Source organism: Psychrilyobacter atlanticus DSM 19335, from assembly GCF_000426625.1.
Taxonomy (GTDB): Bacteria; Fusobacteriota; Fusobacteriia; order Fusobacteriales; family Fusobacteriaceae; genus Psychrilyobacter; species Psychrilyobacter atlanticus.
On sequence record NZ_KE384547.1, the window covers coordinates 1,407,049 to 1,421,525 of the forward strand.

A 14,477-nucleotide genomic window follows, 5' to 3' on the forward strand; every position below is an offset into this window, starting at 1 on the left:
TTATGAAACCAATTAAAAACATACTAATTTTATCTTTATTTTGTACCAACTTCCTCTATGGTAATAATGTTCCAAATATAGGGAGTGTTTTACAAGAAGTAAAAAAATCCCAAGGTGTAGAGGAAAGAAAAAGTGGAGATATCCCACAAGTAGGCGGTATAGATCTAATACAAGAAGAACTCCCAGATGATGTGGGACAAAAAATTCTAATTAAAGGCTTCAAATTTGAAGGCAATTATAGTGTCGATACTGAAATTTTACAAGAGATACTAGCCTCCTATGAGGGAAAAAAACTTACCTTTTCACAAGTGAAGTATGCTGTATCTATTATTACCAAGCACTATCGTAATCAAGGTTTTTTTGTAGCTAGAGCTTATATTCCTAAAGATCAAGATTTCAAAGGTAATATCATAAAAATAAATGTTATTGAGGGATTATATGGAAACTTTAATCTCGAAAACAATAGTGGTGTAAAAGACTTTATTGTCCAAGGATATCTTGATAATACAAAGACAAGCGGGTCATCAAGAAGTGCTTCTGTAGAAAAAAATTCCATCGAAAGAACCCTTCTTTTATTAAATGACCTTCCAGGAGTTGTTATTACCAAAGCTGAGGTGAAACCTGGCAATAAACCCCTTACTAGTGACTTTGATATCGTTGCTTCAAAAGGTTCTTCCTATGACGGCTATTTTATAGGTGATAACTACGGTGGTAAATATACTGGTAAGGAAAGGCTTATGGCTGGAACAACTATCAATTCACCACTCTCACTAGGTGATCAGCTGTCATTAAATGGTATGATAACCGATGCTAGTGATATAATAAGTGGAAGTGCCTCCTATAGTCTTCCTATATACTATAGTGGACTTATCGGTAGTTTTGGATATGATCAAACAGAGTATGAGCTATCTGGAAAATACAGTAGCCTAGATGCTAAGGGAACATCTAAATCCTTCTATGGAAAGTTATCCTATCCTATAATTAGAAGTAGACTTGAAAACCTCTATATCAGTACAAGAATAGACAGTTCTGACCTAGAAGACAAATATGATGCTTTTGACGAAACTGAAAATAAAAGATTAGATAAGATCAATATAGGACTAGATTACGATAAAGAAGGTGTTTTTCTTAGCCGTGATTTCTATACAAACTCTTCTATTATAGTAACTTATGGACATTTAGATATTAAAGAAGCTGATAAAAAAGAGATTAATGAACAAGGAGCTAATACCCAAGGTGATTTTTCAAAAATCAACTTAGAAAACTCTAACTTAATCTATTTGACCGATCTATTATCACTAAAAACATCTATCTGCTATCAACATACCCTACAAGATAAAAATTTAGATGGTAGCGAAGACTTATCTATAGGTGGAGCATATGGTGTAAAACTATATCCAGATGGTGAGCTAAGTGCAGAAAATGGATATTTAGCAAATGTTGAACTTGCCTACCAATTACCATATATCTATAATGTTGGTAACAAGGTAGGAATTTTCTATGATATTGGTAGAGTTTATATGACAAATAATGCTGATAAAGTAGGCTTTAAAAGTAGAACTCTCCAAGATGTTGGGATATCATACTATATAGACTACAAGAACTTCTTCTTAAATTTCTATGCTGCCTATAAGATAGATAATGAAAATATAGAATCTGAACCTGACTATAACGCTAGATATATGGTTTCCACTGGATGGACTTTTTAATTATATCTTGGATATATAAACCATTTACTAAACCATAAGATTTTTATTTAAATATGAAGGTTTGGGAACGATTACTTCATGCATTTTTCACAGATCAATAAAGAAGGATTTAAAACTTTAAACGAGGGAGCAGAAGTAACTTTTGAAATCACTCAAGGTGATAAAGGCCCTCAAGCTTCAAACATAGAAACTGTATAATTATGTAAAATTTTAAATATTAAAAGAGGTAGAAATTTCTACCTCTTTTTTATTTGCCGTTTTTAGATATTAAATGCTACTATTCAACCCAATATCCTGCCTTGTTCATAGTATTAGCGCAGATTACCCTGCCTGGATTTTCCTTAATTTCTTTCATTGATATTAACGGCATATACATCCACGCATCATAGTGCTCTTCCGGGATATCATAAGTTGGTTTATATCCTATCTCTTTTATAGCATTTTTTATAAATCCGTATCTAGGATAAAAATCTAAGTGTCCTAAAACAAAAACAATATCTGTTTTTAATTCTTTTAATCTTTTTACTCCTTCATCTATAAGTTTTCCGCCAATTCCTAATTTTTGGTACTCCTTAATAATTCCCATAGGTGCTAGAATATAAGTCGATAGGTTATTTTTATCATTCTCTATTTTAGATTTTGAAAAAATTATATGCCCGACAGCTTCTCCATCAACAAATGCAAGCAATGATATTACAGGTTTGGCAGTTTCATCCTCTAAAAGATCGGTAACTAAAGTTACTATCTCCTCTTCCCCATAATTCTTAAACGCATCTCTATTAACCTTTATTACATCCTCATAGTCAAGTTTGGTTGTTTCTCTTATTTCTATATTCAATTTAGTTCTCCTTTAATTCTTATTTTTATCTGTTTCTTTCTCCAAAATTACTTCTTAATACAAACATAGTTCCACTCCCTGAATTCACCAAGCCTCTTAAAATATAGTCAGAGCCTGTAATTCTTACGATTTATTTAAAGTGCTCTATAGCTACTTTATAGGGACATAATAACATAGTTATATCAAAAAATAAATCACTTTTTTCCTGTTAAAACTAGACTCAAATTTTACTCTCTAAAACCCTAAAATATAGAGTATTGATCCTACTATTAAAGCTGGAATTATATTATAAAGTGTAGTAATAATGGCAGATTTCCGATCGATAGCCAATAACGGGAAAAGTGCATCCCCATCATTACATATGGCATTGGCCATAAGAGCAGAAAACGGTATTACTCCATTTATAAAGAGTGTTGTCAATATAATCTGTGGACCGCATCCTGGAATTATACCTATGACAACAGCTGCAAGGATAACTATAAAACCTGGCTGGCTCATAAAGTTGGCAACAACAGTTTCTCCTCCTACAGATCCAACAAAAACTTCATAGGAGAAAAGAGCTATAAATACCCACATAATAACAAAAGCTGTCTCTTCTGCATTGTGTATAAGTGTTTCTTTGAAAGAATTCATCTTACTCTCCACTTCAGCATGATTTTCATCGGATATGATTTTTTTACTGATAATAGTATAGATCACTGAAAACATAGTCCCTATAAAACCTAAAACACTCAAATCTTTTATAAAAAATATGTTATCTACATCTCTTTGTAGAAGATTTAAAACTGCCAGGGGAAATGAAAAAATAATCAAAGTCCAAAAGATTTTATACCCTAGCGTATGTCTAAATTTATGAAAGGTTCCTGCCATGCTTTTCCCGTGATGAAGAGCTATATCTACAGCATCCCCCTCTTCGTGCCCTAGGTGTTTGAATGTGTAGATTTTGTTTTCTGTATTCAATTCAAATTCTGTGGGTTCCCTTCTAAACATTTCATGTTCTTTTTCCAGCTCATATTTTGTCTTAGTTTTTTTAAGTATATTTTTTCCTATCCCAAAATAATCAATAATGTAACCTGTTACTATAGCTACTATAAACGAAATTATAGATACAGCAGCAAATATTTTAGGAGATTTTACTAACAATAAAAAAGCTGCATCTCCCATTGTAGCTATAAGGGTTGCTACTATAGTTCCAAAACTTACCTTTCCCAAATGATAGAGAGGCATGACCATTATGGCTCCTCCACACCCTGGTGTCATCCCTAGAAAAGCTCCCAAAAGTACCTGAATTTTTTTATTTTTTTCCATTTTATCGATGAGTCTTCCCTCGGTCTTGAAATTAATATAGCCTAAAATTAAAAGAGGTATTGCAACGAATGTCCCAACCTCTACAAATGAACCTACTGCTGTTTCATAAAATATATTTTTTATATCCATAATTTTACTCCTTTTTTTATTTAATAATATCTTTAAAATTTATTATTCAACATTAGATTACCACTTTAAAAATGTTTTGTAAATGTTTTTCTTTCTAATTATTTGAATATCAAATTAATGTATTTTTTAAAGTACAAATTTATTGTTACCTGATATTAAATTTTGGGTTAGACAATAAAAATTAAAGATGCTACAATCTAAAATATAAATAAAAAAGGAGGCGATAATAATGAAAAATTTAAGAGGTAGCAGTACAATTTAATAAAAAGAGGATGTTTGATAAAACAATTATAACCATAGAACTTAACTTACTCATAGTATTTTTAGGTGCTTAAATTTATTGTTATTTATTCAAGACAACTCTTTCTCAGGAGTTTAGGTTTGTATCAATAGCTATTAGTTTAAGTAAATTAAAGTCTATTTAGATATTTCTAGATAGGCTTTTTTTGATACAAATTATTCCCCTAGAGTTTATACAAAGGAGGTATAGTAGAAAAAATTATTAGAAATACTTATTTATTAATTGAGGAGATGAAATATGAAAATAAAAAAAATAGAAAAAGAGACATTAAAAGATTATTTGGGATTAAAAAAAATTATAGTCGATTATTTTAAATATATATATAGGGGAGATATTCTATCGGGAAAAAAATATAATTTCGAAGATCATGGAGAGCATGTCATGTCTTTAGTTACTGAAGATAATGATACAAATATGATGGTTGCTTCGGAAAATGGTATTATTCTAGGATTTATCATGTATGATCGATATAATTTTAAAAAGACCGTTACTGGGAGAATTTGCGAATTATATGTGGATCCAAATGCCAGAAACACTAATATTGGCTCAAAGCTGGTTACCCTGGTAGAAGAAGAATTAGCTACAAAATCATATTATATAACTGCTGATAAGGATGCTGTAAATTTTTGGAAGAAAAACGGATACCACCATATTGACGAAACTGCTGACAACGGAAACAGGATTTTTATTAAAAATTTATAAAATCAATTAATTAATAATAATGGGAGATGAAACCCAACTGTGAGCCTTTTTTAGGGTCTAAACTACTGTAATTAAACCTAAAATCATACCCTAAAAACGTCTATTGAGGAGACAGTTTGTCTTTTTGATAGACGTTCTGTCAATTGAATATACAAGTTTAAAAATTTGTCCTCTAGCCCAATGTTTTCAATCGTTTGGTGACCTTCTTATTTAATGTATAACTATTTAAACTTTTAAGGAGAAAATCTACAAGAAAAAGAGTCTCTCATGATATAATATTTGGAAATCTATAAGCTAGAGATTTAGGAGGAATAAATTGAAAAAATTAATGATAACAATTTTCTTTATTGTAACCATAATGGCAGAAGCACATCCCCATGTATTTTTAGAAACCTTTGTAGAGCTTAAAATAGAGGATGACCTCTTAAAGGGAGTTAACTTTATCGTAATTATGGATGAGATGAATAGTTTAATCTATCTTTCTCTTTACGATCTTGATAATGATGGGAATTTAAATGAAGCGGAATTTAAAGCTTTAGCTGATGAAAATTTTGAAGGGATTAGCGGCAAAAACAGCCATTTCCATATAAAATATAACCAAAGCATTGTAGATATAGATGAATTTGTTATAAAAGATGTCTTTATGGATAATAATAATCTTATTTATAAACTTTATATACCTTTTGAACTTAAAATAAATTCAGGAGATAAAATGAATATTTCTATCTATGATGAGGAATATTATTATGATTATGTCTATGATAAAAATTATTTCTTAAAAAATAATATAGAAAGATTTTTAAAATACGATCTGATAGAAAACGAAAATGTCAGTTACTACATGGGAAATCTTAATCCAGTTGAATTTGAGGTGAAGTTTTGAAAAAAAAAATAAAGTTAATATTACTTATAATCTTGTTTATGGGGTTGTTTTATATTTTTAAGAGTTATAATCAATTAATTTTCAGAAAAATTGTTAATATTCAGAGAGAAATAGTTGCAAATATCAGCGGAAATTTTCGGGGTGATGGAAGTATTTACTTAGGTATAATTACATTGTTTTTATACGGAGTGGTTCATTCTATAGGTCCTGGTCATGGGAAAATCATTTTATCTTCTGCTGTTCTTATCGAAAAAATAACTTTTAAAAAAATTATTTTTTTAGCTGGAATAATAGCATATTGTCAAGGAATCAGTACATTTATTTTATATAAGTTGTTTGCATTTATTGGAAAACAACTTTTACCTGTTTTGAATTTTAAAATTGAAAACCATGGTAGAACGATGACAGCGATATTACTAGTAATTATGGGGCTGTACCTATTCTATAAAGAATTTAAAAGAGAAAGTCATTCTTGCAGATCTTCTGCCAGCAAAAATATTTTTCTGGCTTCTTTTTTCCTAGGGATTGTTCCCTGCAGTGGAATATTAAACATATTACTTTTTTTAAACATATTGAAATTAAGCCAGTATGGAGTTATTAGTATTTTAGCTGTTTGTACGGGAGTATTTATTACATTAGTTTTTAGTGGGCTGTTAAGCAATTTTTTTAGTAATGAGGTTATCAAAATTAAAGGGTCATTTATTGTATCCCTTAGATACATTGGAATTATAGTTATGATATTATATGGGATTAATATTATTGTTTAGATTTAATTAAAAAGAGAGCATCTTAAAAATTTTAAGGTGTTCTCTTTTTTTAGAAGAATAATTTAAAACTCCTTTTCCTTATTTCTGATATTTATTATCTGAAAAGAAATGAAGAATAAATAAAATTCTAAGGACGGACTCTGTTTCTTAGTGAGATGCCTGACGGACATGGTAGATCTGACGAAACTCGTAATACATCTACTGAAAAGTTAAATAACATCTAGAAAAAGGATTACTCTCTTTAATTATAGAGTTTTAGTGTGTCTCTATAGAGATCCGCGTTCTATGAATTAGTATAAGTTGACGGTAAAAGACAGGAGGAAAAATCATATATAAATAATATTTATTGACAAAACCAGAATAAATTACTATAGTTTAAACGTGCATATGCACAATACTTGTAAGAGTTATTAAAATATTATTCATAAAAGTTTATACGGAGATGATCAACAGATGGAAAAGAAAATATTATTTACTTCGGAGTATGTATCACCGGGACACCCGGATAAAATTTCAGATCAAATATCAGATGCAGTATTAGATGTCTGCTTAAAAGGTGACCCAAATTCCAGAGTAGCCTGTGAAGTTTTCTGTACAACAGGACAAGTTGTGGTAGGAGGAGAGATTACTACCAGCACTTATGTAGATGTTCAGAAAATTGTAAGGGAAAAGATCAAGGAGATAGGGTATGAGGAAGGGATGGGATTTGATTCAAATTGCGGAGTGATAAACTTAATTTGTTCCCAATCACCTGATATTGCCATGGGTGTAGATAAAGGGGGAGCAGGAGATCAGGGAATAATGTTTGGAGGAGCTGTGAGAGAAACTCCAGAGCTTATGCCCTTGGCATTGGTTCTCTCTAGGGAGATTATTAAAAGATTAACTCAAATGACCAGATCAAAGGAAATTACTTGGGCAAGACCTGATGCCAAATCACAGATAACTCTGGCTTACGATGAAGATGGAAATATTGATTATGTTGATACAGTAGTAGTATCTGTACAGCATCACCCAGAAGTGACACAGAGTGAAATACATAAAACGATCATAGAGGAGGTAGTCAACCCTGTTCTAAAAAAATATAAGATAGATCCGGAAGGTGTAAGACATTATCATATCAATCCTACAGGAAGATTTGTAATAGGGGGCCCCCATGGAGATGTAGGACTTACAGGAAGAAAAATAATTGTAGATACTTATGGGGGATATTTCAGACATGGAGGAGGAGCATTCTCCGGAAAGGATCCTTCCAAGGTAGACAGATCTGCAGCATATGCAGCAAGATGGGTTGCAAAAAATATCGTAGGAGCAGATCTTGCAGAAAAATGTGAGGTGCAGCTATCCTATGCAATCGGTGTAGCAGAACCGACCTCTATAAAGATAGATTCTTTCGGAACCGGTAAAATTAGTGACATAGAGATGGCTGATATTGTAAAAAATACATTTGATCTTACCCCTAAAGGGATAGAAAATGACCTTGAATTAAGAAGCGGAAACTTTAACTATCAGGATTTAGCTGCATTTGGTCATATTGGAAGAACAGACATAGATCTTCCCTGGGAAAGATTAAATAGAGTAGACCTAGTTAAATTTCAGCTAAAAAAATAAAATAAAAGACAGGGAGTGATAATAGATGACATCTACAGAAGAAATAATGGCTAATTTGATGTATACAAAAAAATTAATGGATCATTTTATGAATCCTAGAAACGTTGGAGTAATTGAAAACCCTGATGGATATGCAAAAGTAGGAAGCCCGTCTTGTGGAGATATGATGGAAATTTTCTTAAAGATAGAAGATGAAATAATCATCGATGCAAAATTTAGAACATTTGGATGTGCATCAGCTATTGCCTCCTCATCTGTGACAACAGAGATGATCTTAAATAAAACTATAGAAGAAGCATTACAATTGACAAATAAATCTATTGCACAAAATTTAGACGGATTACCAGCATCAAAATTACATTGTTCAGTCTTAGCTGAAGAAGTTATAAATGCAGCAATAGAGGATTATACTTCTAAAAGATAAAAAAATTGACTTGAGTTCATTAGAGCCTAAAAAAAGGACAGTAAATTTACTGTCCTGGCTCTATATATTTTATTTTTTTTAATGACCAAACTTTGATATAGTCCCATCGTCAATACTTTCCCCATCTTTATAGTTTGTTTTCCATTTGACTTCCCCGTCTTTATAATAAGTAGTCCATTCTCCATCTTTCCTTCCGTTTTTATAATTCCCTTTAAGTTTAATTTTTTCAGCCTTATAATAGGTTACCCATTCTCCATCTTTTTTCCCGTTTTTAAAACTTCCTTTATATATAGCTTTTCCATTTTCACAATAAGCAGCCACCTTGGTATCTGTAAATTTGCTTCTAAAACTTCTTTTTTCTTTAGTGTCTTTGCTTTCTAATTGGTTTTGACCCATTGATTTACTATAATTTACTAAACTCATACTAATCATCAATATTAATATTATTTTTTTCATCCCTCTCTCCCCCATTGTATTCTCTTGTAACCAGATACCCCTATTTAAGTCTGCCTTGAAATAACAATAAAATCAAATTTTTAAATTTATTTATAGGCTCTTAAAAGTTTAAACAATATTAGGTACTTATATAAAAAATTAAAGTACTCAACTAAAAATGATATTGAAATTAACAAAGACTCTCATTATGGTACACTCTAACTAATATTGCAGGGTAATAATTTATTCTTTTCTCCTCTATCTTAACCATCTCAACTTATTTTTAAATACTAAAGTCTCTAACAAACCATGATTATACCAAAAAAATAGTCAAAATAGTTGATTTAGTGGGACAAATATAGTATAATACTAAAGAATACGATATGAAGTAAATTAAATGATTACTTAATTGGCGAGGTTTATAATGTTTTATATAGTGTAGATGCAAACCAATTGAACAAAAAAGAAAAATTTAACTTGAAAAATATTTATAGAACTGGGGTTTATTCAGGGTCTCTTTTGAGGCAATGTATTATGCTACTTATGTGGCATATTGTGAGTCTATTAGACGAAACTTAAACACTCTAACTCTATTACCTTTATGGTAGTAGAATTAGAGTGTTTTTTTGTTATTAGGAGGAAAAAATGGAGAAAAAAAAGAAAACAGTACAAAAATCAAAAACAAGGTTAAAAAAACCAAAGTTTGAAACTGATAAACTAAAAGGAAAGACAAAATTATTACATTCTAGAAATATTAATAAGTGGGGATTTGATTTTCACCCGCAAGTATCTATTATTTCTGGATTATTGGTTTTATTCTTTATAGGATCTACTTTAAAAGACCCAATCAGGGTAAATGAAGTTTTAAGTGGGATTAAAGATAATATAACCAACAATTGGAATTGGTTTTTTATTATAAGTGCAAATATATTTTTGGTATTTCCTATCTATCTTATGTTTAGTAAATTAGGAGAGGTTCGATTAGGAGGACCCAAGGCAAAACCAGAATATACTAATTTTGGATGGTATTCTATGCTTATAAGTGCTGGAATGGGTATCGGACTTATGTTCTGGAGTGTAGGAGAACCTCTTTACCACGCCACCGGTAAAATGCCCATAACCGATGGGAATTCTATTGGAGAAGCTTTAGGAGTAACTTTTTATCATTGGGGGTTTCACCCGTGGGGGATCTATGCTTTGGTAGCTCTATCTTTAGCATTTTTTGCATATAACAGAGGGTTACCTCTTTCTTTAAGGTCTGTTTTTTACCCGATATTTAAAGACAAGGTCTTTGGATGGATAGGAGATGTCATAGATATAACTGCTGTAATTTCATGTCTTTTTGGACTGGCTACTTCCCTTGGATTTGGTTCTCAGCAAATAAATGCAGGATTAAATTTTTTATTTGGGATCCCTCAATCACCGAAAATCCAAGTGTTGATTATAGTTGTTATCACACTTATAGCAACTATCTCTGTTGTTTCTGGAATAGGAAAAGGGGTTAGGATCCTTTCGGAATTAAATATGAAAGTTGCTACTGTTTTTCTTATTATGATTATAGTTTTAGGTCCGACCCTTTATATTGTAAGAGCTTTTAATAATGGATTGGGATTTTATCTGAATAATTTAATCTCAATAAGTTTCTTTACTGAAAATGGAAATAAGTGGCAGGGTTCATGGACTATTTTCTATTGGGCATGGTGGATTTCATGGTCTCCATTTGTAGGAATGTTTATCGCGAGAATCTCAAAAGGAAGAACAGTCAGAGAATTTATACTAGCCATTCTTATAGTGCCAACATTATTAAGTTTTATCTGGATGTCCGCTTTTGGTGGAACAGCCTTATTCCAAAACAGTATAGATGGTGGAGCTTTATTAGATGCAGTTAATAATAATGTAGCGACTTCATTGTTCGCAATGATTCAAAATTTAGATATTTCTTCATCTTTTAAAATGATTCTTTCAATAACTGGTACATTCTTAGTTATATCATTCTTCGTCACTTCATCAGATTCAGGATCTCTTGTGGTTGACAACCTAACTTCTGGAGGAAAGACAGACTCTCCTATTTCTCAGAGAATATTCTGGGCTATGATGCAGGGAACTATAGCGGCAGCACTTTTAATTGCCGGAGGAAGCGAGGCCCTGAGTGCGCTTCAAACAGGTGTAATCATTTCGGGTCTGCCCTTTACAGTGATGCTCCTTGCTATGACTTATAGTTTACATATAGGTCTTCGAGATGACTTAAAAAAACTTAAACAATATAGAAGTGATAAACTTCTAAACAAAATGTTTAACGAGAAAATATACGGTGAATTTGAAAAAGATGAATCGGTCAAAGAAATTTAAATCAAAAATTGAGTAAAGAAAGCCAGGGAATTATTCCCTGGCTTTTAATTAATAGTTATCCAATATCTTTTGCTCCCATCTATTATATTTTCAAGAATTCCTCTATTCCCTTCTATAATCTTTTGAGAACCTTTATTATCAATATCACATGTAATTAAGACTTTATCCATCCCTTCTTCCCTCAAAAGGTCTAAACACAATCCAAGCATTTTTTGCCCATAACCTTTTTTTCTATAGTCTTTTTTTATATAATACCCAATGTGTCCTCCTCTCTTAACTAGAGGTTCACTGATTCGTCTTCTAAGAACAATCAGTCCACACGGAATTTCATCCACATAAAGCCAATAATTTGTTTGTGGAACTCTTCCATTTTTTAAATTAATTCCTAAATCTTCATTGTATTTGTCCTCTAAATATTTGGGGAATTCTTCAGTAGTCATAGAATCCAATAATCCCCACTCTTCTTTAACTGTTTCTTGAAGTAAATTAAAAATTTCAATCGGTTCTTCTAATTCTAATTTTTTTAGATAGATCTCCATCTTCCCTTCCCCCTATTAATTAATTATTAGAGTATACTACATAAATAAAAAAGGGCAAATAAATTTCCTTATTATAATTTAACTTTCCAAATTAGATTATCTATTTTAGGACCCCAATAATTTTTAGCCTTAAAAAATGGTTTTCCAAAATTTTTAGTCCAATATATTTGAGCGCTTTTATAACCAGAATCCAAATAAAACTCTTTTATATTTTTAGATCTTAATATTTTGTACATTTCATTTAAAAGGATTTTCCCTATACCTTTTTTTTGATAAGATGGATGAATATATACGGTTCCAATTTTTATAGCACCTTTCTTAAGATCTTTAATCACATCTTTTATATCTGAATTACAATATGAGGATGATATAGTCCCTATTATTTTTTCACCATCTAGAGCAATCAAAAGAGATATATTACTCCCTTCTTTAAAATAATTTTTACAATACTTCATTTTTTCTGTTACTTCTTCATCTACAAAATCTGGAATAGTTATTTCTTCTTTTTTAGCCGTATCAGATATAACTATTCTAAAAAATTCTTCTAGCTGAGGAAGGTTATTTTTTAATGGTTTTTTTATTTTCATAGATCTCCTTTTTTTATCATTTTATAAGTCTATTCAAGACTAATATTATCTTTTAATTTTTTAAAAGTCAATTTTTAAAATTAAAAAAAGTACTATGTCGCTTTTGTCTCACATAAAAACATAGGAAGAATTTTAATAGATTCGAAAATTTAGTGAGAAAAATATGTAATATTATTGCTTTTTATTGATATTGTGGTATATATGATACTAACTTAAAAATAGCTTAAAAATAGGAACTTATTTTTTATACCAAAATAAAAAACACATTAGGAGAAATTATGTACTCACTATTAAAAAAATCAAAGCTGAGATGGAGCCAATCTTTATTTTTTACAGTCATTGAGGCTTTATCTTATATGATCATTCCATTAGTTCAAAAAAATATATTAGATGATATTGTAAATAAAGATTATTCTAAAATAAACAGGTTAATATTCTATATGTTAGCTCTATATTTTTTACACTATGTATTCCAAATAATAAGGTCTTATTACGATGCTTCACTTTCTACAACTATTAAAACAGAGTTTCAAAAAGATGTTTATAATAAAATGTTAAATTCTAACCTATCAAATATAACAAAAAATAAAGTGGGGAAACTGATGACAATTATGGAGAGTGACATCACCACAGTTTCTACATTTCTAAGTTCTACTTTAAAATTGTTCACTTATAATATAATAATAATAGTATTTTTATTAATAACAATGTTTAAACTCTCTATGGAAATAACTGCTATAATAGTTTTTTTATTTTTATTGATCTTTTACTTTAATACTTTTCATAGCAAAAAATATAAAAAATATAAAGTTCAAATTTTAAAAAATAAAGAAAAATTTTTAGAATTATTAAATCAATCGATATTATCATTAAAATTAATAAAATCTAATAACTTAAAAAAATATTTTTCAAAAAAAATGATAACTATAACGGAGGCAGAAAAAGAAATAAATGTTAAATCAATCGTGTTTTCAAATCTATTAGGAGCATTAACTAAATATACTTTAACAGGTGGAAGAGTAGTTATATTTTTTATAGGTATTTTAGGAATTAAATCTGGGAAATTAACAATCGGAAGTTTATTAGCCCTCCTCAGTTATTATGAATTTATGTATAACCCTGTATTGCAATTTCGAAAATTTTTAGAAGATAGAGTAAAAACAGAAGAATCCTATAAAAGAATAGAGAATATATTTATTAAAGATAAGAATTATTTTAGATCTATTGAAACCTTGGAGATCTTTAAATCTTTGGAATTCAAAAAAATTGGTTTTTCTTATGGAACTAAAGTTGTATATAAAGATTTTTCCTACAAAATAAATCATGGTGACAAGATAGCTATTGTAGGAGGAAATGGAAGAGGGAAAAGTACGTTAATAAATATTATTACAGGAATAGAAAAAATAGGCTCAGGAGAAATTATCTTAAACAACAGTAATTTTTATGACATAAATATAGAAGATTATAGAGATAAAATTTCAATACTTTTTCAGGAGAATAATTTATTTGATTTTAGTATAGAGGAAAATTTAAGATTAGGAAATGAAGATATAGATCTTAATGATATAATAGACATCTGTAAAAAATTAAATATTCATAATTTAATATCTTCCCTCCCTATGGGGTATCAGACTAGATTAAGCCATTTAGGTTCTAATTTTTCAGGGGGGGAAAAGAGGAAGATGCTTTTAGCTAGAACATTTTTAAAGAACTCTGATGTTTATATCTTTGATGAACTAACGAGTAATTTAGATGAAGAATCACAAATAAGGATACTAGATTTGGTATTAGATTTATTTAAAGATAAAACTATATTATTTATTACCCATAGTAAATATGAAATTTCAAAATTTAGTAAAATTCTTAACCTAAATAATTATTCTAATTTAGAATAAAAA

General features: G+C 29.9%; 13 protein-coding genes and 1 pseudogene. 9 read left to right on the plus strand and 5 right to left on the minus strand.

The window, feature by feature from the left end:
* The first annotated feature begins 2 nt into the window (after positions 1-2).
* Positions 3-1,709, plus strand: a complete 1,707-nt coding sequence (locus K337_RS0107120) for a ShlB/FhaC/HecB family hemolysin secretion/activation protein (protein WP_028855996.1) — start codon at positions 3-5, stop codon at positions 1,707-1,709.
* A gap of 63 nt (positions 1,710-1,772) precedes the next feature.
* A pseudogene (locus tag K337_RS17900) lies at positions 1,773-1,907 on the plus strand (cold-shock protein); the annotation flags it as partial.
* 79 nt (positions 1,908-1,986) lie between these two features.
* Here K337_RS17900 and K337_RS0107130 read toward each other — a convergent pair.
* Both K337_RS0107130 and K337_RS0107135 read right to left on the minus strand, forming a co-directional pair.
* The gene (locus K337_RS0107130; RefSeq protein ID WP_028855997.1) at positions 1,987-2,547 is read right to left on the minus strand and encodes a GNAT family N-acetyltransferase; all 561 of its coding nucleotides are present in this window, start codon (positions 2,545-2,547) and stop codon (positions 1,987-1,989) included.
* A 234-nt stretch (positions 2,548-2,781) separates the two neighbouring features.
* Positions 2,782-3,984, minus strand: coding sequence for a putative manganese transporter (locus K337_RS0107135; protein ID WP_028855998.1), 1,203 nt, complete (start codon positions 3,982-3,984; stop codon positions 2,782-2,784).
* 538 nt (positions 3,985-4,522) lie between these two features.
* Here K337_RS0107135 and K337_RS0107140 point away from each other — a divergent pair.
* The 5 genes from K337_RS0107140 (at position 4,523) to nifU (ending at position 8,669) form a co-directional block, all read left to right on the plus strand.
* Entirely contained in the window at positions 4,523-4,987 is a 465-nt protein-coding gene (locus tag K337_RS0107140; protein ID WP_028855999.1) for a GNAT family N-acetyltransferase, read from the plus strand.
* A gap of 316 nt (positions 4,988-5,303) precedes the next feature.
* Entirely contained in the window at positions 5,304-5,870 is a 567-nt protein-coding gene (locus K337_RS0107145) for a DUF1007 family protein (RefSeq protein ID WP_028856000.1), read from the plus strand.
* Positions 5,867-6,637 (plus strand): hypothetical protein, encoded by a 771-nt coding sequence (locus K337_RS0107150; RefSeq protein ID WP_028856001.1) that lies wholly within the window; start codon positions 5,867-5,869, stop codon positions 6,635-6,637. Before K337_RS0107145 ends, K337_RS0107150 begins: the two co-directional genes overlap by 4 nt.
* A gap of 453 nt (positions 6,638-7,090) precedes the next feature.
* Positions 7,091-8,245: a methionine adenosyltransferase gene (metK, locus tag K337_RS0107155; RefSeq protein ID WP_028856002.1), complete on the plus strand. Its 1,155-nt coding sequence runs from the start codon at positions 7,091-7,093 to the stop codon at positions 8,243-8,245.
* Positions 8,246-8,300: 55 nt separating this feature from the next.
* The gene (gene nifU / locus K337_RS0107160) at positions 8,301-8,669 is read left to right on the plus strand and encodes a Fe-S cluster assembly scaffold protein NifU (RefSeq protein WP_028856003.1); all 369 of its coding nucleotides are present in this window, start codon (positions 8,301-8,303) and stop codon (positions 8,667-8,669) included.
* 78 nt (positions 8,670-8,747) lie between these two features.
* On the opposite strand, the gene K337_RS0107165 is transcribed toward nifU, so the two are convergent.
* A complete protein-coding gene (locus tag K337_RS0107165; RefSeq protein ID WP_156877336.1) occupies positions 8,748-9,125 on the minus strand; it encodes a toxin-antitoxin system YwqK family antitoxin in 378 nt (125 codons plus the stop codon).
* Positions 9,126-9,749: 624 nt separating this feature from the next.
* Between K337_RS0107165 and K337_RS17905 the strand changes: the two genes are divergently transcribed.
* Positions 9,750-11,453 (plus strand): BCCT family transporter, encoded by a 1,704-nt coding sequence (locus K337_RS17905; protein WP_051251653.1) that lies wholly within the window; start codon positions 9,750-9,752, stop codon positions 11,451-11,453.
* Positions 11,454-11,497: 44 nt separating this feature from the next.
* Here the strand turns inward: K337_RS17905 and K337_RS0107175 are convergent, their stop codons facing one another.
* Both K337_RS0107175 and K337_RS0107180 read right to left on the minus strand, forming a co-directional pair.
* Complete coding sequence (locus K337_RS0107175; RefSeq protein WP_028856005.1) at positions 11,498-11,992, minus strand: GNAT family N-acetyltransferase; 495 nt, start codon at positions 11,990-11,992, stop codon at positions 11,498-11,500.
* Positions 11,993-12,063: 71 nt separating this feature from the next.
* Positions 12,064-12,579 (minus strand): GNAT family N-acetyltransferase, encoded by a 516-nt coding sequence (locus tag K337_RS0107180; RefSeq protein WP_028856006.1) that lies wholly within the window; start codon positions 12,577-12,579, stop codon positions 12,064-12,066.
* Positions 12,580-12,857: 278 nt separating this feature from the next.
* Here K337_RS0107180 and K337_RS0107185 point away from each other — a divergent pair, with 278 nt between their 5' ends.
* Positions 12,858-14,474: an ABC transporter ATP-binding protein gene (locus K337_RS0107185; RefSeq protein WP_028856007.1), complete on the plus strand. Its 1,617-nt coding sequence runs from the start codon at positions 12,858-12,860 to the stop codon at positions 14,472-14,474.
* Positions 14,475-14,477: the final 3 nt, after the last annotated feature.